At 59.0% G+C, this 22,599-nt stretch carries 18 protein-coding genes; 3 read left to right on the top strand and 15 right to left on the bottom strand.

Translation table 11 applies throughout. From position 1 onward, the window contains the following. Window positions 1–61 precede the first annotated feature (61 nt). Both BLLJ_RS04090 and BLLJ_RS10895 read right to left on the bottom strand, forming a co-directional pair. Complete coding sequence (locus tag BLLJ_RS04090) at window positions 62–1,345, bottom strand: IS3 family transposase (protein ID WP_013582543.1); 1,284 nt, start codon at window positions 1,343–1,345, stop codon at window positions 62–64. A 559-nt stretch (window positions 1,346–1,904) separates the two neighbouring features. Continuing rightward, window positions 1,905–2,414, bottom strand: coding sequence for a hypothetical protein (locus BLLJ_RS10895; protein WP_126623110.1), 510 nt, complete (start codon window positions 2,412–2,414; stop codon window positions 1,905–1,907). A 307-nt stretch (window positions 2,415–2,721) separates the two neighbouring features. Here BLLJ_RS10895 and BLLJ_RS04085 point away from each other — a divergent pair, with 307 nt between their 5' ends. Next, a complete protein-coding gene (locus BLLJ_RS04085; RefSeq protein WP_008783627.1) occupies window positions 2,722–3,546 on the top strand; it encodes a hypothetical protein in 825 nt (274 codons plus the stop codon). 87 nt (window positions 3,547–3,633) lie between these two features. Here the strand turns inward: BLLJ_RS04085 and BLLJ_RS04080 are convergent, their stop codons facing one another. From BLLJ_RS04080 to gltB, 10 genes are all read right to left on the bottom strand, one after another. Next, the gene (locus BLLJ_RS04080) at window positions 3,634–4,182 is read right to left on the bottom strand and encodes a peroxiredoxin (protein WP_013582542.1); all 549 of its coding nucleotides are present in this window, start codon (window positions 4,180–4,182) and stop codon (window positions 3,634–3,636) included. 39 nt (window positions 4,183–4,221) lie between these two features. Then, window positions 4,222–4,518 carry a hypothetical protein gene (locus BLLJ_RS04075; RefSeq protein WP_074709744.1) on the bottom strand — a complete coding sequence of 99 codons (297 nt, stop codon included), beginning with the start codon at window positions 4,516–4,518 and terminating at the stop codon, window positions 4,222–4,224. 47 nt (window positions 4,519–4,565) lie between these two features. After that, window positions 4,566–5,411 carry a Cof-type HAD-IIB family hydrolase gene (locus BLLJ_RS04070; RefSeq protein WP_013582540.1) on the bottom strand — a complete coding sequence of 282 codons (846 nt, stop codon included), beginning with the start codon at window positions 5,409–5,411 and terminating at the stop codon, window positions 4,566–4,568. A gap of 94 nt (window positions 5,412–5,505) precedes the next feature. Further along, window positions 5,506–6,354, bottom strand: a complete 849-nt coding sequence (locus tag BLLJ_RS04065) for an ABC transporter ATP-binding protein (RefSeq protein ID WP_007053343.1) — start codon at window positions 6,352–6,354, stop codon at window positions 5,506–5,508. Window positions 6,355–6,505: 151 nt separating this feature from the next. Further along, the gene (glgA, locus tag BLLJ_RS04060; protein WP_007053344.1) at window positions 6,506–7,756 is read right to left on the bottom strand and encodes a glycogen synthase; all 1,251 of its coding nucleotides are present in this window, start codon (window positions 7,754–7,756) and stop codon (window positions 6,506–6,508) included. A gap of 128 nt (window positions 7,757–7,884) precedes the next feature. Further along, window positions 7,885–8,349, bottom strand: coding sequence for a membrane protein (locus BLLJ_RS04055; RefSeq protein WP_007053345.1), 465 nt, complete (start codon window positions 8,347–8,349; stop codon window positions 7,885–7,887). Between the two features lie 107 nt (window positions 8,350–8,456). After that, window positions 8,457–10,352 carry a DUF5696 domain-containing protein gene (locus tag BLLJ_RS04050; protein ID WP_013582539.1) on the bottom strand — a complete coding sequence of 632 codons (1,896 nt, stop codon included), beginning with the start codon at window positions 10,350–10,352 and terminating at the stop codon, window positions 8,457–8,459. 159 nt (window positions 10,353–10,511) lie between these two features. Beyond that, window positions 10,512–12,152, bottom strand: a complete 1,641-nt coding sequence (locus BLLJ_RS04045) for a peptide ABC transporter substrate-binding protein (protein ID WP_007052185.1) — start codon at window positions 12,150–12,152, stop codon at window positions 10,512–10,514. Between the two features lie 188 nt (window positions 12,153–12,340). Beyond that, on the bottom strand, window positions 12,341–13,876 hold the full coding sequence (locus BLLJ_RS04040) for a glutamate synthase subunit beta (RefSeq protein WP_013582538.1): 1,536 nt from the start codon (window positions 13,874–13,876) through the stop codon (window positions 12,341–12,343). Window position 13,877: 1 nt separating this feature from the next. Next, window positions 13,878–18,449 carry a glutamate synthase large subunit gene (gene gltB, locus BLLJ_RS04035; RefSeq protein ID WP_013582537.1) on the bottom strand — a complete coding sequence of 1,524 codons (4,572 nt, stop codon included), beginning with the start codon at window positions 18,447–18,449 and terminating at the stop codon, window positions 13,878–13,880. A gap of 343 nt (window positions 18,450–18,792) precedes the next feature. On the opposite strand from gltB, the gene BLLJ_RS04030 reads away from it, so the two are divergent. Further along, window positions 18,793–19,077, top strand: coding sequence for a substrate-binding domain-containing protein (locus BLLJ_RS04030; RefSeq protein ID WP_013410935.1), 285 nt, complete (start codon window positions 18,793–18,795; stop codon window positions 19,075–19,077). Window positions 19,078–19,129: 52 nt separating this feature from the next. Here BLLJ_RS04030 and BLLJ_RS04025 read toward each other — a convergent pair whose 3' ends face one another. Further along, window positions 19,130–20,155, bottom strand: coding sequence for an NAD(P)H-dependent amine dehydrogenase family protein (locus BLLJ_RS04025; RefSeq protein ID WP_008783636.1), 1,026 nt, complete (start codon window positions 20,153–20,155; stop codon window positions 19,130–19,132). A gap of 457 nt (window positions 20,156–20,612) precedes the next feature. Between BLLJ_RS04025 and BLLJ_RS04020 the strand changes: the two genes are divergently transcribed. Beyond that, on the top strand, window positions 20,613–20,939 hold the full coding sequence (locus BLLJ_RS04020) for a hypothetical protein (RefSeq protein WP_007052179.1): 327 nt from the start codon (window positions 20,613–20,615) through the stop codon (window positions 20,937–20,939). A 56-nt stretch (window positions 20,940–20,995) separates the two neighbouring features. Here the strand turns inward: BLLJ_RS04020 and BLLJ_RS04015 are convergent, their stop codons facing one another. Together BLLJ_RS04015 and BLLJ_RS04010 are read right to left on the bottom strand one after the other, a co-directional pair. Further along, window positions 20,996–21,184: a hypothetical protein gene (locus BLLJ_RS04015; RefSeq protein ID WP_007052178.1), complete on the bottom strand. Its 189-nt coding sequence runs from the start codon at window positions 21,182–21,184 to the stop codon at window positions 20,996–20,998. A 262-nt stretch (window positions 21,185–21,446) separates the two neighbouring features. After that, complete coding sequence (locus tag BLLJ_RS04010) at window positions 21,447–22,493, bottom strand: LacI family DNA-binding transcriptional regulator (RefSeq protein ID WP_013582536.1); 1,047 nt, start codon at window positions 22,491–22,493, stop codon at window positions 21,447–21,449. Window positions 22,494–22,599: the final 106 nt, after the last annotated feature.

Here is a 22,599-nt window from a genome sequence, read left to right as displayed (position 1 = left end):
CATGGGACACGGCCAGCCACCAAGACCCCGAACCGTTCCCCGGCTTAACAACAAACCCGGCTTAATCCGAGTGGATGATCGGCGTCTCGCCGGGCTTGAGCGTGGCGCACGCGTCGCGAAGCATGCCGTTGGCCAGGGCGGCGTTGGGGCTCGTGCCGATCGTCCAGGCGACGGGCATGCCGTCGTGGCAGTCGATGACCGGCGACAGGTACACCTTGCCCGCCGGGATCGAGAACTCGGTGATGTCCGTGACCCACAGCCGGTTCGGCGCGGTGGCGTGGAAGTCGCGGTTCACGAGATTCGCGGGCGCGCCTCCGATCTCGCCCTTGTACGAACTGTAGCGCTTCGCGCTCTTGAGCACGGGGACCATGCCGTGGCTGGTCATCAGGCGCATGATGCGCTTGGCCGACACGATGATGCCCGCGCTTTTGAGCTCGAGGTGGATGCGCTTGTACCCGTAACGCCTCCTGCTGCTCCCGAACGCCTCGCGCACCAGGGACAGGAGGTTCGCGTTCTTGTCCGGCCGGCGCATGGCCTTCAACTGGTAGTAGTACGTGCTGCGCGCGATGCCGACCTCCTTCAGCAGGCTCTCCGCGTTCACGCCCAACGTCTCACTGATGTCCTTGATCAGGGTCGTCTTCTCTCGGCTTGTCAGGTTGTCCGGGTCTGCGCCCGGCTCTTTTCCCACCAGTTCCGCCGCACCCTTCATGATCGCCAACCGGATCTCCATGGCCCGCTGTTCGGCGCGCAGACGCTCGAGGTCGGCGCGCAACGTGGCGATCTCGCCGCGCAGCGCGTCCGGATCGTCCTGCTGCGAGGAATCCCCGCGTTCCGGTTCCCTCTTCGCCACCATGAGTCCTTTCGCGTCTCCGAGCAGTTGACGCTTCCAGTTTCGCACGACCGACGAATCCACACCCACCGCCTCCGCGGCCTCGCGCGAACTCAATTCGCCGGACGCGACCTTCAGGACCGCATCCCGTTTCAATTCCCCGGGAACCGGGCCACGGCGAATCCGGCGTTCGCCCGGCGCGAGCTCGTCGATCCACGAGGCAAGCACCTCTTTGCTCGGATACCCCATCTGACGCATCGTGCGGCTCGCACGCCGACCATGCGTCAGATAATGGTCCACGGCCGCACGCTTCTGCTCCTCCGTGTAGCGCGCATACCGTTCACCACGCTGCGAGGACACGCCCGTCCCCTGTTCGTCGAGCCAGTCCCGGTGCCACATGCGCAACGCCTCCCGGCTGGGATACCCCAGCTCGCGGATCACATCCGCCGCGCAGCACTCGTATTTCACATACAACTCGACCGCGCGTTGCCGCTGTTCCCTCGTGTACTTCGCCATGGCCGTCTCCTCCTCGGATCACAGTCCAAGAAAACGTCACCACCCCCCCGCTGAATCGTCGTCAGCGAAGCAACTCAGAGAGTTAGTAGAGGAAAAACCTCGCTAAGTGGCCTTTTAGTAGAGCAATGCCTCGGTCCGCCCGAGGATTTGTCTCACTGAGACTGCTCAGCGAAGCAAAAGCTCGGCTTAACCGCAGAATCGCTTCACTAACCGCCTATCAGTGAGTCAAGATCTCAATTCACTAGAGGATTTGCCTCGCTAATATGCAGGTATGCTCAATATACCGACGTACTGAAATCTCCACGAAGATGAGAGGAACTCAAATGGCACTTAGGTTTCTCAGCACCAAAGAAGTTAGCGAGCGCCTCGGCGTCAAGAACGCATCAGTATATAAGCTGCCGGAACCTGACGTATATATGGCACTACTAAAGGTTAGCTACCTGAACAATAGATGATTGGAATGCAAGCCGTCCTGGTCGCGGTGTTGGCGGTGGAAGGTCCCTCAAGAAGAAAGACTAGACGCATCAGAATTCTTCAGCATCGTGTTACTCACCTGATTCTAATCATCTTCAGCCCCAGCTTCTGGCAACGAAAATCCATCTTGACTGAAGTATTCAACCCTCTTAATGACTGTTTGGTGGGCATCCTCATCATTGCCCCACCAGCGCCAACCCCATTCAGACGGATCTGGCACTGATTGCCTGCAATCCTTAGCCATACGCCGCAGTACACGTGGATCGAATACTCGTCCAACTCGAAAGTTCGTCAATCGATTACGTGGAATGAACATACCTACCATTCGCCATTGCTTACGCGCTTTCCCAATCACAAACAATGTTCCACCGTCATCCTTTAGGCTCGTCCTCCATTCAGTCGACACATACACTTTTGTTCCAGGACTGAATATCTTCGTTCCATGCTCAATATGATGGTCAACACCAACCTCATGCTCATCTACGACATTTGCTATTACGCACCAAGTCCATGGCTCTTGCTCATCGTTCTGAGGAATACACATGACAACCTCACAGTCATCTTCATCGCCGATCGCACTGTTTGCGTATACCAAACCGCTACTTCTCTACCAGTTAGCCAGTGGAGTCGTTCACAAGCAAACTGTAGAGCCTTCTTGCCATACATGATTCGGACAAGCACTTCTACGTCCTGTGCGATATTTTCGAGCTCTTAACAAACAATGCCATCGCATTGCTCGACATGCTGCAGGTATGCCCCGTGTTCTTGGTGTCGGTTCAGTTCTCACGTTGCTGCGTGCAGCGTCAATAATTCGCTCTCGGCGTTCCACGATGATTCTCATACATTCCGGACTAGTGTGAATGGCAGATGCAGCTAATTCGCCCAGTTCGAAGGAGGACATTATGGGATTGTTTGATTCGCTGAAGAACATGTTCGCGCATCATGAGCACCATCATGGAGCCAGCATCGGTCAGCCGCTCACTCTCGCCGACGCCAAAGCAGTGCTTGCCTTTATTGTGGTGCATCAGCAGCTTGCGGACATGCGCAAAGTGGCGGATGCGGTCAAGCAATTGCAGGACGAGATGCCGCAGTACATCACATTCGGCATGTCGCATTATTACAGCGAGCCTAAGCGCGTGCGCTTCCAGTCCGAGGGTGGCAAGTTCATCGATGCGGACGCCATCGCCACCGCATTTGCCGAGACCACCGTATTGCAGGACGAGTGCAAAATCCAGCATCTGATGGGAGATATCGAAGACAACCGCGAGCATCGCGATCCGGCAAAGACGCCAGCAGTACCGATTGATGAACTCGTGCGCGTCACCAATGAAAGGCTTGCGGCTGGCAACGATGAGGGGCAACGCCGTGCATGGCTGTTCGCCTTATTCGATCAGCTCGATGACATTGTCGAAGCGACAAAGAACAATCCCGAGCCGCTTGCCGCAGCGTTGAATACGATTCTACGAAACAGCTCCACAATTATTGGCAAATCCGCCACTGCCGACGCCGGCAACAGCAGCAACAATGCCAATGCCGGCGATGCACGTTCCCGTATCATCTCCCTAATCGCCGACGCTCTGTTCCCGGCCGCAGAATCCTCGAAGACAAGCGAGTCCTCAGCATCCGCCGCCATCCGCGAACTGATGCTCAATCCCACCGCAACATCGCTCGATTACATGCCAGCCATAGACGTACTGCGCGCCCACGGTCTCACTATTTGCCGGTGAGTCCGAGAAGTCAACCGGCGGTTCATACGGCAGTGGTTCATACGGCGCATACCGCACGAACCACTGTGTCCGAACAACGAGAACGCACTACTTCTCCAGCTTCTCCAACTTTTCCAGTGCCTTTAATAGCGAATCGACATGGCCTTTGGCACGTACGTTGTAACGAGCGATAACCACGGAGCCGTCGGGATTGATGACGAGCGTCGAACGGATCACGCCTACGTGTATCTTGCCGTAGAGCTTCTTTTCGCCATATGCGCCGTACAGCTTGTGCACGGTCAGGTCGGGATCAGACAGCAGCGGGAACGTGAGATGATCACGCTGTGCAAACTTGCGCAGCTTGTCAAGCGAGTCCTTGGAGACGCCAAGCACCGTAACGTTTTTCGACGCCAATCGGGCGAGATTGTCACGGAAATCGCAAGCCTCGGTGGTGCAACCGGGCGTCATCGCGGCCGGGTAGAAGTACAGTACAACCCTGCGGCCGGCATCAAGCACGTCAGACAGGTTGATTGATCCGCTCTCTGTAAACCCAGGTATAACCGCCGGCAGAGTGAAATCGGGCGCCGCGCTCCCCTCTTGCAGACGTTCCGGCATTGAATCAGAGCTATCAACAGTAGTGGTCATGATTCCCATCATAGAACCCTTATCAACAGCGCTAGTAAAGTTATTTAGAGGTCAGTCACACAACTGCGGATCGGCAAAACGGCGATTCTGCAACACCGGCAATGTTCGACGCGCGGAATCAAGACACTCACGACTCAGCTCAGCAGTAATGAGATCGGCTTCCCTATCGCCCACCGCAGCATCACGCGCGAATCCGTCGATGATCTCCAGATTCCGTTCCGGCTCCTCCGCCACCGTAAATTGCGCAACCGCGACGGACAGATGACCACTATCTTCGCATGATGAACAAACCATTTTGAATTCATAATTCTCTATGCTCGGCGCAGCATACGTTGTGCCGCGTCGCAATACTACAGCACGAAAGGATCCTCCGTCTGAGAGCAAACGACATAGCCTCACACCAGTCCCAACGTCTTGAAGGCGTTGGCCAGGCCGTCCTCGTGAATGTCGGTGGTGGTGAAGTCACAGAAGGCTTGGATGCCGTGAATGGCGTTGCCCATGGCTACGGATGTGCCGGCGGCCTTGAGCATGGCAGTGTCGTTGTCGGAGTCTCCGATGGCGATGGTGTCGGCAACGGAGTAGCCCAGCAAAGAAGCCACGTCGCGCACAGCGGTACCTTTGTCGATGCCATTAATCAGCAACTCGCCATTGTTCGGGGAAATCTTGTCATACGAACCATGCACGAGCTCAAACCATGGGCTCAAATCATGTTGAGTCTCCTCGAAAGTCACGTCAGGATTCGGCGAGGTGAAGTATGACCCCTTGCTCACACGAATCGTCTGTCCCAAAGTCGAGCCAGCCGGCACCTCCACCTCATCCAACAGGTGCCAGAATCGCGCGAATTCGCCACGATTCCAGGTCTTGCCTTTCGATTCCAGATGTTGACGGTAGCCTTCCGAGATGTACATGCCATCCGCACCTTGCCATTGGTAGCTCTCGATATGATGCTTGGCAAAATACGCCATCGCCGCATCGACCGCTTCAGGAGGGACGAGATGCTGGAACAGCAGCCTGTCTCCGATATTCGCCTGAGCGCCCGCCACGGAAACCACGCCATCGAAACCGAGGTCGAGGATGCTGCGCTCGATTTTCGGCACGGAACGCCCGGTGCAGATGAAGAGCTTGTGGCCGTTGGCCTGGGCTTGTTTGCAAGCGATTTTGGCAGATTCGGGTACGACGTGGTTTTCGTCGGCTAGGGTGCCGTCGATATCGATGAATACGAGTTTGCTATTGGTTGTCATGGTTGCCTTCGTAACTGGTTGCCCCCAGTCAGCTTACGCTGACAGCCCCTCTCCAGAGGGGGCGAAGAAAATCCCGCCTAAAAACCTACAAGCATCACACGGCGTAGGCGGCCCAGCGGCCGTGGGTGTGCTGGACTTCGATGGGCATACCGAACAATTCCGACAAGCGTTCGTCGGTCAGGCCATTCTCCAACGAACCGGTGTAGACGATGGTGCCAGCACCGGGATTACCCATTGAGTCCACGCCCGCTTCGGTGGCGTCCTCAGCGGGAATCGGCTTGCGTCCCATAATGGCGATGTGGTCGAAACCGGCCGGAATCTCCTCCAAGCGATGGGTGACCAGCACCACGGCACGCTCGGAGTTCTCTTCGCCGATTCGGCTCAATGTGCGCATCACCTGCTCGCGGCCGCCCAGGTCAAGGCCGGTGGTCGGCTCATCCATGATGAGCAGCTCAGGATCTCCCATCAGCGCACGGGCGATCAATACGCGGGTGCGTTCGCCTTCGGACAGTCGCCACATCTCCTTGCCTTCCAGATAGGAGACGCGAAAATCGCGCAGCAGCTGGCGGGCGCGGGCGTATTCCTCTTGCGTGTAGGTGTCGCGCCAGCGCCCGGTCACGGCGGACAGGCCGGTGACCACGGCGTCCAGCGGGTCCTCGAACTCGGGGAACTGCCGGCCCAGGTCGGCAGAGGCGAGACCGATGCGGGTGCGCAGTTTGAATACGTCGTATTTGCCGAGTTGATGGCCGAGGATGAATACGCGGCCCTCTGAGGGGAAGGTGCGGGTGGCCAGCATGCCGACCGCGGTGGATTTGCCGATGCCGTTCGGACCGAACAGCACCCAACGCTCCCCCGCGTTGATGGTGAGGTTCACGTCGGTGATAATGACGCGACGGTTACGCCGGAATTCGACGTTGTCGAGTTGGAGGACGGTGTTTGTCATGAGTGAAATACTACCTATGATTCGCGGTCTGACGACTCCCCTCAGTCACCTGCGGTAACAGCTCCCCTCAGAGAGGAGAGCCAAGAAACCGGTACCTGAGGGGAGCTGGCCGGCGCAGCCGGACTGAGGGGAGCACTCGTTGCAGCGCTACTTACTTCTTCTGCTCGTCGAGCACGGACTGGTAGACTTCCACGGTCTTGTCGGCGATGGTCTCCCAGCTGAACACGTCGCGGGCGCGTTCGTAGCCGGCCTGGCCCATCTTCTTGGCGAGTTCGGGGTCAGCCATGATCTTGTCGATGGCGGCGGCCATGTCGTGCACAAACTTGTCCGGATCGGTGGGGGTGCCGGTGCCGTCGTGCAGCTGGTCGATCGGGACCAGATAGCCGGTTTCGCCGTCGACCACGACTTCCGGAATGCCGCCAGTGGCGGATGCGACGACCGGCAGACCGCAGGCCATGGCCTCAAGGTTCACGATGCCCAGCGGCTCGTAGATGCTCGGGCAGATGAAGGCATCACAGCCGTGTTCCAAAGCATTCAGCTCAGGCTTCGGCAGCATTTCTTCAATCCAGACGATGTTGCCGCGTTCCTCATCCAGCTTGGCGAACGCGATCTTGACCTCTTCGGCGATTTCCGGGGTGTCAGGAGCACCGGCGCACAGCACCACCTGAATGTCCTTGGAAATCAGGTGCAGTGCCTTGAGCAGGTATGGCAGGCCCTTCTGGCGGGTGATACGGCCCACGAACAGCAGGGTGGGCTTCGAACGGTCGATGTGGTAACGCTCGAACACCTTCCAACCCGGATCGTCTGGTGCCGGGGTAGCGAAGTCGGCCATGGTGATGCCGTTGTACACCACAACCACCTTGTTCGGATCGAGGTTCGGGTAAGCAGTCAGAATATCCTTGCGCATGCCACCGGACACGGCGATCACACGATCGGCGTGCTCGTAAGCATCCTTCTCAGCCCAGGAGCTCAGATTGTAGCCGCCGCCGAGCTGCTCACGCTTCCACGGGCGGAACGGTTCCAGAGAGTGCGCGGTAATAACCAATGGAGTGCCGTGCAGCATCTTGGCCATGTAGCCCGCCAGGCAGGCATACCAGGTGTGCGCGTGGATGATGTCGGCGTCCACATCATTGGCGATCTGCAAATCAACGCCGAAGGTCTTCAATGCGGGGTTGGCATCAGCCAGCTCAGAAGGCGTGTCATAGCCGACGACCTTCAAGCTGCCCTTAGCATCGGCAGCATTCGGGATAGCAGGAATGTCCGCCTCGGTGCGCTTGCCATCAAACGCACGAACGGTTACGTCGATGCGCTCGGCAAGCACCTTGGACAGTTCCTCGGCGTGTACACCGGCCCCACCATAGACATGCGGCGGGTATTCGCGGGTTAGAATATCAACTTTCATCGGACTGCCTCTCCTTCGTGCGTCAGAAAGAAACTCAAGCACTTCTTACTTTAGGGCACCGCATACAAGAAAACGCACAACTTCCGTCGTGCGTTTTGCTTTTCAAGCCGGATTTACCGGGCAAAAGATCAGACTGCCGTGCCGTTCTGATCCAAATTCGGATTATGCTTGGAATCGCCAGCCGTAAAGAACAGGCTCAGCACACCCACAATGAACACCGCGGAAACGGTGATGATCAGCCACATCGGATGGCTTGGCAGCCACATAACCACGAAGAACGCGATAATCGCGATGGCGATCAGCGTCCAGCTGCCCACACGGAACCACTGACGCAGCGAATGCGGTGCCTTGAACATCTTCGGATTCGTGTAGTTCGGGTTAGTGGTCAGCAGGGTTTCGGTGTCCGCAATCGTACCGCCGCTGGGCTTCCATTCGGTGCCGTCGGTGCCGTCCTGCAGACGCTGGGACTTCTGCTGCAGCTGGTATTCGTCAATCATTCCCGAACGGCCACGGCCACGGGTCTGGTCATACTGCGACGGCACTCCCCTGCGGCCTGCTTTGGCTTGGGCACGGCGTTCTGCACGATTCGGCATTTCACTACTCCTGTTTCGACGGTGACACTGTTGGCTATATTACTCGCTTATCGGCGGCAATTTGCCACCAGTCCATCGGAACCCACTGTGTGTCATTGTATTTTCAGTCAGTGATGCGGGCAGTCGGTGATGCGATAGGTTTGCGTATGGAAGTCGCAAGTGACCGCAGTGCCGTCCGCGAATACCGAACGCTGCACCAGCGGATCATCATCCACGAACTCGTGACGAACCAGTTCCTGCATGCCGACCCGCTCATGGAATGCAGCGACCGTATGGCAGCGTTCGATGTCGTTTTCCGTGCGAGCGCGCTGTTCGTCGTCCATGTCGCCGTCAACGCCGATGTATGCGGCATCGCGAATCAGGTATGGAGCTCCGCCGTTGAGCAAGGCGTACAGCATGTAATCGTCGCCGTCCACCACACGCTCCATCATCCACGGCTCGATAACGCAATCATGGTAGACGAGGTTATACAGCGGCACCGGTACACCTTGGCGCGGCTCGTTGGGTGAGCGCATCTGGAAGTCGTATGGCGCGTAATGGCAGAATATCAGGCTTGGCACTGCCCAGTCCGATACCTCTTCGGACGAGGAGAGGATGCCGTGCGAGAGCAGATATTCGAAGCATTCGGCGCGGCGGTCAAAGCATTCGCGGCGGGTCATGCGGTGTTCGGGGTTCGAGCATTCGTCGCCTTCGTTGCAGGTGAAGACATCCAAGTATGCACAGTCGAGTTTGATGCCATGCGCGGCAATCTGGGTGAAATTGCGGCGCACGTAGTCCGGTGCGAGCTCGGCGCACAGGTAGGTCTGGCGGCCGCCCGCCCAGCGTGCGTGTTCGGGCATCGTACCGTCTGCCAGCCGAATCGCATTGTTGGCATCAAAGGTTTGCGCGGTGAAGTAGTAATCGCGGTACTGGTCATGCGTGCCGAAAATATCGCCTTGCTCATGGCAGGCGTCGACCAGCGACTTCATGCCTTCCCAGCCGCCTGCCTCCTGACAGGCCGGCAGATAGTCGGGGTGTGCGTTGTCGTATCCGGGCTGTGCCCAACCATCCAAGTGCATGTACAGTCGGCCTGCACCCATGCCGTGCAGTGTTCGCATTTGCTTTTCGCGCTGTGCGAAGGTGACCAGCGACTCGTTTTTCTCGGGGTGGTCCTTATCGTAGTAGTACGAGTCGGGCTGCACTTTGGTTTTGATGCCGATGTGCACCCACGAGCGACCAATCAGGTCACGCACGGAGGGATTGCGCGCCGCCTTTTCGGCGAGCGTACGCAGGCGACCTCGTTCGTTGACGTACGAACGATAGGCCTTGCACACCGCCGTGTGATCGGCGTGGTCGAGGAACTGGTAGCGTACCACGCGGCGATAATTCATTGTGCCGAGGCTTGGCTCAAACCAAGTATTGATATGGGTGTACGGGCCATTGCTGGGATGGTCGATGCCGTAACCGGCATTCCATGGAGTTTCGCAGATGGCGATATACCCGTGTCCGTCTGCGCGGAGCTGCGCGAACCACGGCATGTAACCGCCAGCCGTTTCGAAGCGGCCGTCGAAGGCGATGTCTTTGGTGCTCACGGCGGTAGGCCATGTGTTGGGGATCATCACACCTTGCTCATGGGTGATGAGTGTCGTGTCATGGTCGTCGGCGCAATCGAAGTCCATGGCTGCGGGCCACGTCACATTGGTGATGTTCAGGCCTTGCTCATTGAGCGGAATCCATTCGAAGAGCACATCGCCTGAGGCACGCTCCACCCATACATAGGTTTCAAAGGAGTATGCGCTGTGCCCAAAGCCGGTGAAGATGCTGCGAATGCCGGTTCCCGTGCCGGTTTCACGCTGCTCATGGGTGATGGAAGTGGCATCCGCGAACGCGAAGGTGCCTTGCGCGCATTGCAGGGTCGGCTTGAAATCAGCGCAGGTATTCCATTCGGCACCGTCGCGCGTAAAAGCGAACTGCATTGTTCGTTCATCGAATCGCACGGTAGTGCCGGATACGGTGAATTCCATAGTTAATGTGCTCCTGTATGTTCTCGATTGCTCCCGCTTACGGGAGCTCGCTCATATAACAAGATTAGGGGTGGTCTGCTGTTTGAGACCACCCCCAGTCGGCTTTGCCGACAGCCCCCGCCAGCGGGGGGCTAGCGCTGTCTGTTTATTACTTACTGCTTACTGCTTCTTGGTCAGTGCGGTGAACACTGGGCCGCCGCCGTAGTCGAATGCGACGCCGGAGATTGCGGAGGTGCTGGCTGCGGTGGCATTCTGGTTCCACAACGGGATAGCCGGAAGGTCCTGCAGCAGAATCTCCTCACCTTGCTGATAATACTTGTCGGCTTCCTCGGTGGACGGGGCGGAAAGAGCCTTGTCCATCATGGCATCGAACTCGGGGTTCTTGTAGTTGCCGCTGTTGCCGCCCTTGCCGTCGGCCGAACTGGAATCGTACAGCTGTACCAGATAGTTGTCCGCGGATGGATAATCAGGGCCCCAACCGCTACGGTATGCGGAGGTCATCTTGCCTGAATCCACATTGGACAGGAACTCGTCGGAAGTGGACATCGGGATGCTCTTGGCATCGATATCCAGCGTGTTCTTGATGTAGTTGCAGATTGCCTCAACCCAGTTCTTCGCAGTGCCATCAGCATTGTATGCAATGCCGAACTCACCGCTCCACGGGGAGATGGCGTTGGCCTTGGCCCACAGTTCCTTGGCCTTGGACGGGTTGTACTTCAGTACTTCATTTCCCTTGAGTTCCTTGGAGTAGGCGCTGATTGGGGCTGCAAGGAAGTCGACGGCGGGCGTGGCGGTGCCGTGGAAGATCTTCTCGGCGACGGTCTTGCGGTCGATGGACATGGAAATGGCCTGACGACGCAGGTTGCCTTCCTCGTTCTGGCCGAAGTGTTCCAGCCATTCAGGAATGGTGAAGGTGAGCGTATTGCCACCGGGCTCGTTGTATGCCTTCAGCGACTTGTCGGATTGGAAGGAGGTAAGTGCGGTGTCAGGAATCGTGTTCGTGAAGTCCAGGTTGCCACCGCGTAGGTCGGCGTATGCCGAATCAGGCGAGGTATAGATCTTGAAGTTCAGGCCATCGTTCTTGGCGACACGATTGCCCTTGTAGTCAGGGTTCTTCACCATTTCGATGCTGTGGTTGTGCTGCCAGGACACGAACTTGTATGGGCCGTTGCTCACTGGGTGCTGACCGAACTTCTTCGGGTCCTTGAACGCGGATTCGGGCAACGGCATGTAGGCGTGGCTGCCGGCCTTGACCGGGAATGCCGAGTCGGGCTGGCTGAGCTTGACATCGATGGTGTTGTCGTCAACGACGGTCAGGCCGCTCAGCGTGGCCTTGGGGTCCACGTCCGGCTTTTGCAGATCATCATAGCCTTCGATTGTGCTGAAGAAGCTGGCGCTGGCCTGCTTGTTGGCACTGTTGGCGGTGTAATTCCATGCGTTTACGAAGGAGTGCGCGGTCACCGGAGTGCCGTCGGTGAACTTCCATCCGCTCTTGAGCTTGATGACGTAATGCGTGGCGTTGTCGCTGGAGGTGATGCTGTCTGCTACCTCGTTGTGGATGCCGCCCTTCGCATCGTAGGTCACCAGACCTGCGAACAGCTGGTCTACAACCTTGCCGCCACCGGCCTCAGTGGTGTTGCCGGGGAATAGTGGGTGTGCCGGCTCACTGCCGTACACGGAAATGATATTGGAATCTGAAGCATTGCTGGAATTGGAGGTACCGGTCGATCCGCAGCCGCTGAGCAGCATGACGATTGCCGCACCGGCCGCGACCAGTGAAGTGACATGACGTGTGTTCATGAATCTCTCCCAAATATTCTGGCGTCGTCTTTTTGGCGACGAAAGACACCATAGGAGCTTCATGTTAACCACGTATGCAATATTCTCGAAATATAGACATTACTTAAGACTCAAGGCAGTAATTAATCCCAGAAACGCAAAAATCCCCTCATGAAGAAGGGATTTTCATGTTTCTGTTTGGAAAGTATTCAGCGAGGCAGCATCATCGGACGCTGGCTGGACTTGATCGGGGCCGGCAGCTCGCTCTTTTCCTTGGAGAGGTACTCGTCCACGGCTGCGGCGCAGGAGCGGCCTTCGGCGATGGCCCAGACCACGAGGCTCTGGCCACGGCCGGCATCGCCGCACACGAACACGCCATCCTGGGAGGTGGCGAACTTGTCATTGCGAGCGATGTTGCCACGCTTGTCGAGTTCGACGGGCAGCTGGTCGAGGATGGTCTCGGTGTCCGGGTGCAGGAAGCCCACGGAGATGAGGACCAGATCGGCGGGCAGCACGCGCTCGGTGCCGGGCTGGCGGGTGAACGGACCATTTTCGCCGGGAGCCACGGAGACGACCTTCAAGCCGGTGACATGACCACGCTCATCGGCCACGAAGCCTTCGGCGGTGGTCGAGTTATCAATGGTGACCTTGGCCTTCTCCTCTTCGGTGCCCTCGAAGTTCACGGAGTCGGTGGAGTAGATGTACTCGCCGCCCTCTTCCATGGAGGAGGTCTTCTGGTAGGTGCGGGCGAAGGTCGGCCACGGGCTGTTGTCCGGACGGCTTGACGGCTCTTTCGGCATGATCTGTAGCACGGTGACGTCCTTCGCACCCTGACGGATCGAGGTGCCGAGGCAGTCGGAACCGGTGTCGCCACCGCCGATGACGATGACGTGCTTGTCCTTGGCGGTGATGTCGTGCACCGGCTTGACGCCGAAGATACGGCGCGTGGCGTCGGGCAGGAAGTCGAGGGCGAAGTGGATGCCGTCGAGCTCGCGGCCCGGAATCTTCATATCGCGCGGCACGCGGGAGCCGATGGCCACTACGACGGCGTCGTAACGGTCACGCAGGTCATCCCACGTGATGTCCTTGCCGATTTCCACGTTGGTGCGGAAGCGGGTGCCTTCGGCCTCCATCTGCTTGACACGGCGGTCGATCAGACCCTTTTCAAGCTTGAAGTTCGGGATGCCGTAACGCATCAGACCACCGATGGCGTCGTCCTTCTCGTAGACGACGACGGTGTGGCCGGCGCGGGTGAGCTGCTGTGCGGCGGCGAGGCCGGCAGGGCCGGAGCCGACGACGGCGACCGTCTGGTCGGTCAGACGCTGCGGCGGCAAAGGCTTGACGATGTCAAGATCCCAGGCCTGATCGATAATCGTGCATTCGTCGTTGCGAATCATGGTCGGCGGCTGGTGGATGCCGAGCACGCAGGCCTGCTCGCACAGAGCCGGGCAGATACGACCGGTGACTTCAGGGAAGTTGTTGGTCATGGACAGACGGTTGTACGCGTCCTCCCACTTGCCCTGACGGACCAGATCGTTCCACTCAGGAATCAGGTTGCCCAGCGGACATCCGGTCATACAGAACGGGGTGCCGCAATCCATGCAGCGGGCCGCCTGCGCTTGGGTCCACGGTTGCAGGCCGGTTTCGGCGTGAACGTCGAACCAGTCCTTGATACGTTCCTCAACGGGGCGTTCAGCCAGCTCTCGGCGGGTACGGACCTTCAGAAATCCTCTCGGGTCGCCCATGTCAGCGCGCTCCTTCCATAACCTGCTCGTACACCTTTTCCCAGGCGCCGGGCGCATTGAAATCTACATTGTTGGCCTTGGCCTCTTCCATGGCCTTCGTCATGGCCACGAACTGCTTCGGCACCACGTGAGTGAACCGCTTGACGGTCTCGTTCCAGTCCTCCAGCAAAGCCGCAGCGAACTGCGAACCGGTCTCTTCAGCATGCTGCTTGACCAGTGCGTACACCAGCTTGGAGGTTTCGGCATCAAGCGACTTGAAGAGCAGTGCACCGGACTTGATGGCACCCGGGTTGACCTTCTTCATATCGAGGTCAAGCACATAAGTGTTACCACCGGAGAAGCCTGCACCGAAATTGCGTCCGGTGGGGCCGAGCACCACAACAGTGCCGCCGGTCATGTACTCGCAGCCGTGGTCGCCCACGCCTTCGACCACAAACGTAGCACCGCCGTTACGAACGCCGAAACGTTCGCCGGCGCGTCCGGCCACGAACATCTGGCCGGAAGTGGCGCCGAAACCGGTGACGTTGCCGGCGATGACGTTGCTGTGCTTGTCGAAGGTGACGCTATCTTCCGGGCGCACGATCATGCGACCGCCGGACAGGCCCTTGCCGGCGTAGTCGTTGACTTCGCCGTAGATGCGCATGGTCTCGCCGCGCGGGATGAACGCACCGATGGACTGGCCTCCGGAACCGTGCAGGGTCATGTCGATGGTGTCGTCCGGCAGACCTTCCTCGCCGTAACGGCGGGTGATCTCGTAGCCGACCATGGTGCCGACCGTACGGTTGACGTTGCGAATCGGCATTTCGATGCGCACGGGTTCCTTGTGTTCGAGGGCCGGCTGGGCAAGTTCGATGAGCTTGTTGTCCAGCGCCTTCTCCAGCTCGTGGTTCTGCTCGATGGTCTGGTGCAGGATCGTGCCGGGTACCGGGCCGGCCTGCTTGAGCACGTTGGACAGGTCGATGCCGCTGGACTTCCAGCGCTTGATGGCCTCGTCCTGATCCAAGCACTCAACGTGGCCGATGGCCTCCTCAAGAGTCCTGAAGCCGAGCTGGGCGAGGATCTCGCGCACCTCCTCAGCGATGAACATGAAGAAGTTGACCACGTACTCGGGCTTGCCCTTAAAGCGGGCGCGCAGCTCAGGATCCTGGGTGGCAATGCCCTGCGGGCAGGTGTTCTTCTGGCAGGCGCGCATCATGACGCAGCCTTCCACGATCAGGGCTGCGGTAGCGAAGCCGAATTCCTCGGCACCAAGCAGAGCGGCGATGACCACGTCACGACCGGTCTTGAGCTCGCCGTCGCACTGGACGACGATGCGGGAGCGCAGGCCGTTCAGGATCAGCGTCTGCTGGGTTTCGGACAGGCCGATCTCCCACGGGGTGCCGGCGTGCTTGATGGCGTTGAGCGGGGCTGCACCCGTACCGCCGTCATAGCCGGAGATAAGCACCACGTCGGCATGGCACTTGGCCACACCTGCGGCGATGGTGCCGACGCCGAACTCGGAAACGAGCTTGACGTGGATACGTGCCTTCGGGTTGGCCATCTTCGCATCGTTGATCAGCTGCTTCAGATCCTCGATGGAGTAGATGTCGTGGTGCGGCGGCGGGGAGATAAGCTCCACGCCCGGGGTGGCGTGACGGACCTTGGCGATCCACGGCGGGACCTTGGCACCGGGCAAATGGCCACCCTCACCAGGCTTGGCCCCCTGGGCGAGCTTGATCTGCAGGTCGGTGGCGTGCACGAGGTAATCGGAGGTCACGCCGAAGCGGGCGGACGCGATCTGCTTGATGCGGCTGTAGCGCTGCGGATCATTGATACGGTCGTCGGATTCGCCGCCCTCACCGGAGTTGGAGCGTGCGCCAATCGAGTTCATGGCGATGGCGAGCGTCTCGTGTGCTTCCTGCGAGATGGAGCCGTAGCTCATGGCACCGGTGGAGAAGCGCTTGACGATCTCGGAGGCCGGCTCGACTTCGGCGATGTCGATGGGCTTGCGGTTGGTGTTGAACTTCATCAGGCCACGCAGGGTCATGAGTCGGTTCGACGTGTCGTTGATGTGGTGCGAATACTTCTTGAACATCTGGTAGTCGCCACGCTGGGTGGACTGCTGAAGCAGGAAGATGGCCTCGGGATCGTTGAGGTGGTCCTCGCCGGTGCGACGCCACTTGTAGTCGCCGCCGGTGCGCAGGTTGCGGTGCGGGGACGCGCTCCACTGGTTCGGGTAGGCCACGCGGTGGCGGATGGCCACTTCTTCGGCGATTTCTTCAAGGCCCACGCCGCCCACACGGGAGGTGGTGCCGGTGAAGTATTCGTCGATGACTTCTTGGCTCAGGCCCACAGCCTCGAACAGCTGCGCGCCACGGTAGCTCATGATGGTGGAGACGCCCATCTTGGACATGATCTTGAGCACGCCGGTGGAGAGGGCCTTGGTGAGGTTCTTCACAGCGGTGTCCGCGTCGACCTTGAGGTAGCCGTTACGGGCCAGATCTTCCACGGATTCGAATGCCAAGTACGGGTTCACGCAGGCGGCGCCATAGGCGATGAGGAGCGCGACATGGTGAATCTCGCGCACGTCACCGGCCTCGACGGCCATGGAAATCTGTGTACGGGTGTGGCGGCGCAGCAGGTGGTGCTGCACGGCGGAAGTCAGCAGCAGGGACGGGATCGGACCCCACGTATGGTTGGACTCACGGTCGGAGAGCACGATGAAGTTCTTGCCGTTGGCGATGGCCTCGTCGATTTCGGCGAAGATCTCGTCAAGTCGCTCTTCGAGGGCCTTGCCGCCGCCGGCGACCTGGTAGAGGCCCTTGACCACGTACGGGCGGTAGTAGCCGCCGAGGATGCGGGCCTTGTCAAGGCGCTTGAGCTGGGCCATCTCATCAGAGTTGACCACGGGCAGCGGGATGAGGATCTTCTTGGCGTGCAGCTCGGAATCGGCCAGCAGGTTCGGCTCGGGGCCGATGGCGGATTCGAGCGAGGTGACGATCTCCTCACGCTCCCAGTCCAGCGGCGGGTTGGTGACCTGCGCGAACTTCTGGGTGAAGTAGTCGAACAGCATGCGGCTGCGGCTGGAAAGCGCAGGCATAGGCGCATCGTTACCCATGGAACCGAGCGGTTCCTTGCCGGTGTTGGCCATCGGCGTGAGCAGGAGCTTCAGATCCTCTTCGGTGTAGCCGAAGGCGCGCTGACGGCGCTGGACGGACTGGCCGGAGTGGCTGACGTGCTCGCGGCGGGGCAGGTCGCTCATTTCAACGGAGTTGCCTTCCACCCACTTGCGGTACGGGTGCTGGGCAGCGAGGTTCCTCTTGACCTCTTCATCGGGAATGATGCGGCCTTCGGCGGTGTCGACCAGGAACATCTCGCCGGGCTCAAGACGGCCCTTGGACACGATGTGTTCCTGCGCGATCTCCGGCAGAACGCCGGCCTCGGAGGCCAGAACGATGTAGCCGTCATCGGTGAGCTGCCAGCGGCCGGGACGGAAGCCGTTGCGGTCGAGCAGGGCGCCGACCTGGGTGCCGTCGGTGAAGACGATGTCGGCCGGGCCATCCCACGGCTCGATAAGCGTGTTGTTGTACTCGTAGAAGGCGCGCACGTCCGGATCGAGATCCGGGTTCTTCTCCCAAGCCGGCGGCAGCATCATGCAGATGGCGTGCGGCAGGGAGCGGCCGGCGAGGTGCAGCAGTTCGAGGCACTCGTCGAAGGTGCCGGAATCGGAGTAGCCCGGGGTGGTGATCGGCAGCAGCGGCTCGAATTCACCGAGCAGTTCGCTGCTCAGGCGGCCTTCACGGGCGGAGAGCCAGTTGCGGTTGCCCTGGATGGTGTTGATCTCGCCATTGTGGGCCAGCAGACGGAACGGCTGGGCCAGCGGCCAGCTCGGGAAGGTGTTGGTGGAGAAGCGGGAGTGGACGATGGCGATGGTGGCCTTCATGCGCTCGTCGTTCAGATCCTCGAAGAAGTGGGTGAGCTGCATGGTGGTGAGCATGCCCTTGTACGTGATGGTACGGGCGGACAGGGATGCGAAGTAGACGCCCACCTCATGCTCGACGCGCTTGCGGATGCGGAAGGTCTTGCGATCCAAGTCCACGCCGGCCAGAGCACCGTCCGGAGAGGCGACCACGAGAGTCTTGAATCCTGGCATGGCGGCAAGGGCCTGCAGGCCAAGGCCGTCCGGGTTGGTGGGCACCACGCGCCATGCGAGGACTTCGAGTCCCTCCTCGCGCACGATCTTGGCAATGGCCTGTTCCTGCTGACCGGAGGTTTCGATGTCGCGGTCAAGGAAGGCGATGCCTGCCGCATAGTGACCGGCTTCCGGCAGTTCGGCGGGCACGGTGGCACGCATGAACTCATCCGGCATGCTCATCAGAATGCCGGCGCCGTCACCTGTGTTCTCCTCGGCACCCACGGCACCACGGTGATCAAGGTTGACCAGCACCTCAATGGCGTCGGTGACGATCTTGCGCTCAGGACGCTTGTTCAAAGTGGTGACCATACCCACACCACAGGCGTCATGCTCGTTGGCGGGATCATACATACCGTCCGGAGCGTGGACCGTGAGATCGAGCGGGGCTTTGAATGTCACCGAAATCACCTCAATTGGTTGTGGGCACGTAAGAAAATCATGCCTCTTCGTTCATTGCTGTTGACACAGTACCGTCGCTCCATGTCATTTACGTTTCATGTGTCCATATACCGAGTCGCCATAAAAGTCAATAGTGATTCTCAAGCAATTTTTTTATGGCCAGTTATGGGGGTATTTCGAACTTTTTCGCTCGAAATGTCTATTTGACCACACGAAAATACGATACGGAAACGTCCGTATCGTGAAATGCTGCGTTGGGTGATGTTACGGATTGGCGGCTGTGGACCACCCTCAGTCATGCTTCGCATGACAGCTCCCGCCAGCGGGAACATGAGAACTGTGCATGTCTGACACCATAGCGATCGGCGCGCTCCGCGAACTCACCGAACATGGCATCCACGCGCCCGACGACGTACGGCTCATGGGATTCGACGGTATCCCCTTCTCCGCCTGCACCAACCCACCCATCAGCACTGTGGCGATGGACGTCCCCGCAATGGCTCGTACGGTTATCGATCGCATGGTGACGCTGAACGAGTCGAACCTACGGCATGAACGGCCCGATGACATCACCCATGACCATATCCAGTTCCAGGTGATGCCACGCACGTCGACTCTGGCCGCCTGATACCGGCCGGCACCCTTATGAGTGCCGGCCTTCATCCTTGAAAATATGAAGGCTATGCCACGTACAGCGCGGCGGGATACGTAAGATACGAAATCTCATCGAGCTGATCGACCGTCACATATCCGGCTGGCGCGTTGAGCACGTCCGGAATGCGGTTGACGATTGTGGCGCACGTATGTTCGACGGTCGCCGGCTTGACCACGTGGAACTCCACGTCCGGTTCACCCTCGATCTTCCAATCGCACATATCGCCATCATCCGGCCCGTACACCTTGCCGATACAGGCAGTTTCCAACGTGATGCCCTGATTAGTTTCGGTGGTTACCACGGCGGACATGCCGATGCATTTGCCGACCGGAATCATCTCGCCCATCGTTTCGGAATACACGTCGACATCGCTGAAATACGGCACACTGGCCTGGGTCTGCGATGCGATGGTAAGCCCAAGCTTCTGGGCCAGCGCTTCATTGGAATTCCATACATACGAGGGCACCACGGTTTCGGGATGCGCAAGCTCGGCCTCGAACTCCTCGGCGGTCAGACCGCAACCGTGCGCTTTGGCCAAAGCCAGGCCGTATTCCTCGACGTTGTAGCTCACCGCACCGGTGATCTTCTTGATGCTGTGGCATCCGGCGGCGACGGTGGAGACCATGTTCACCCAGTAGATGTCCTGCATGCCGGAGCCGACCATGGTGGCACCGGCTTCCTTGGCGATGATGTCGAGACGGTTCGTGGTGGCCGGATCGGTGGTCCACGGGTAGATGCATTCCTCGCAGGTGGTGATCACGCTGATGCCGCGGGCCAAGCACTGCTCGCACATGGTGGCGATTTCGTTCTCGAAGCTGAATAGCGTGACTACCGCGATATCCGCGTCGCACTCGTTGAGTACAGCCTCGGCATCGGCGCGAATCGGCACATTGATGGGGCCGATGCCTGCAAACACACCGGCATCCATGCCCACGACTTCCGGGTTCACGTCGATGGCACCGACGATTTGAATGCCTTTCTCGTGCATATAGCGAATCGTGTACTTCGCCATTTTGCCGCAGCCGTATTGAATGGCTTTGATTGGTTGCATACCGCATGCTCCTTTGCAACAGTGCATATTGGCCATTGGAGAAGTCTCGCCGTCGAGACCAAGCCAATAGCCTTTACTCTACCGACATCAGGCTGGGCATTCACTGATATCGGCGGCACTGGAGTGTCGGGGAGAGTCGGTGTAGCGGTACCACTACCGAACAGAAGGGCTGGGCCAGTACAGGTCCTCCCGCCGAATCACGGCATCTCGCTGATTTTCTGCCCGCCGGGCAGGGGCCCATGCCCATCGGCGTATGCGCCGCTGATCTGGCCGAATCCAACGACCCGAGAGAACGACGCGCAGGGGCTCGAAACCCTTACAGAACTCATCACGGCATACAACAAGGAAATGAGCAATGATTTCCCGCATTGCAATCCCCAGCGGCGCTCATCCGTGGAATATCGTATACATGGTGGCCGAGCGCATTGCCGAATCATGACTGCTCACCGGCGGTCTCATGGTGCAGTTGCACGCCATCATGGGCGGTCTCGACGTGCGTCCCGCTACCGACGCGGATCTGCTTGGCGCGTTGATTCTTAAGAGCGCCGCATACCAAGCAGACCATGCCGGATATGGAGATAGACATCTGTACGATGCCGCAATGCTCGCATCCCTCATCACCGACCCTGATGCCGAAACTCGGCGACTACATAGCCACACGGATCGCAGACGTATCAAGCTCCCGTACGACATGCTCACCGATGAATCACCTTACTGGAACAACCTTGACGAACAACATCGCAGAACAGGATTCGATGCCATAGAGACACTGGCCGATTGGTAGCCGCTCTACCGAACCCGGCTGTGGCGGATACCAGTCAGACCAATCCCGCCTACAACCTACTTCCGGTTACGTAGGGCGTGGAGCATGGCGACGAACACGATAACAATGACCACGGCCATGATCGTACAGATGAGTTTGCCGGGGATGCGTTCGTCGCGGGCCGATTGCATCACGGCGTCTGCCGCTGAGATAGTGCCCGAGGTCTGGGGCTGAGTCTTCAGAGTTGCCGATTGTTCAAAAGTCATACTCTAACGATAATGCTACAGAAAGCGGTTACCATAAAGCGTGCTCACAGTCGCCCGTCATGCGGACTTTTCGAAAACTGTTGATAAATAGCCATTTTCCGCAAAAGCCCTTGCAAAACACTATGATTTAGAATATCTATTAGTATGACGTAAACCATATTACAAACTACTTAAGGTAAGCGCTTACAGTTCGGCATGAGAGACTCCTCACCACGATATGGATGCGCTACAGTCACTATGATTGATACGCACGCCCCATCGACTACGCGATTTCACCGTCGCCGTACGCGCGTTCGGAGGCTCGCAGACACGGCTTGCCTTGCACCACCTCGACCTGCGAGGGCGGCGCGTCATCGCCGGCGCGCTTGGCCTGGATCTGTTCGAACAGCATTCGGAAGGACCGCTCCCCCATGTCCAGGAAGTTCTGGGTGTAACTGGTCAGCGCCGGATTCCACATGGCACCGAAGTTGCGGTCGTCAAAGCCTACGACGCTCACGTCAGCAGGCACGCGGCGACCAACCTCCCTTAGACCCCGGATCACAGCGATGGCAGTCTCGTCGTTGCCGGCGAAAATCGCAGTCACATCACCACGACGGCCCAAGGTGCGTCCAGCCTTGACCGACTCCTCCAAATCATCGTCGGGCACGATGATTGGGTCAGGTGCCGTGACGCCGCGCTCCTTGAGCGCGTCACGCCACCCATTGGTGCGGGTGTTATCGGTCGGACCTTCCGGACGCCCCACATGGAACACGGTGCGATGGCCGAGATCCAGCAGATGCATGGTCATCCAACGGCCGCCATCCCTTTCGGCGTTGATGACCTGGTATTCACCGTCGCCGAGGCTGCCACCCACCACGACCATCGGCATATCTTTGGGAATGTATTCCAGTGCGGCGATGCCGGCCCGGTCGTACTCGTAGACGATCACGCCCGCCGGCCTGATCGACAAACCCATGCGCACGCGAGCCTTGACGGAGTCCATGTCGGACTCGTCCAAAGAAACAATATTGAGCAGGAACCGACGTTTACGGGCGGCGGCCTCCACCCCATGGTTCGTTTCGGACGTGGAGAAGGCGGAAGGATTGGCCGCGAACACCACCACGGAGTCCATCTCCCGGTTCGACAGAGCGCGCGCCACAATGCTCGGCTCGTAGCCCAGCTCCTTGATGGCCTTGGCGATGCGTTCACGCTTGTCTTCGGTGACGTTGACGGTGCCGTTGAGATACCGGGAGACGGTCGGTGCCGAGACTCCGGCCAGTTTGGCCACGTCCTTGATCACCGGCCGGGTGCGGCCCGCACTTCTCGCCATCCTTGTCTCCCCTGTTGTTGTCAGTTGTTGTTATTGCGTATGTTAGAGAACCGGCATCACTATGACAGCCATCCAGTCACACCCATATCCGTTCAGCCGCGCTCCG

It is taken from the genome of Bifidobacterium longum subsp. longum JCM 1217, assembly GCF_000196555.1.
GTDB lineage: Bacteria > Actinomycetota > Actinomycetes > Actinomycetales > Bifidobacteriaceae > Bifidobacterium > Bifidobacterium longum.
This window is presented reverse-complemented; position numbering and strand designations above follow the sequence as displayed.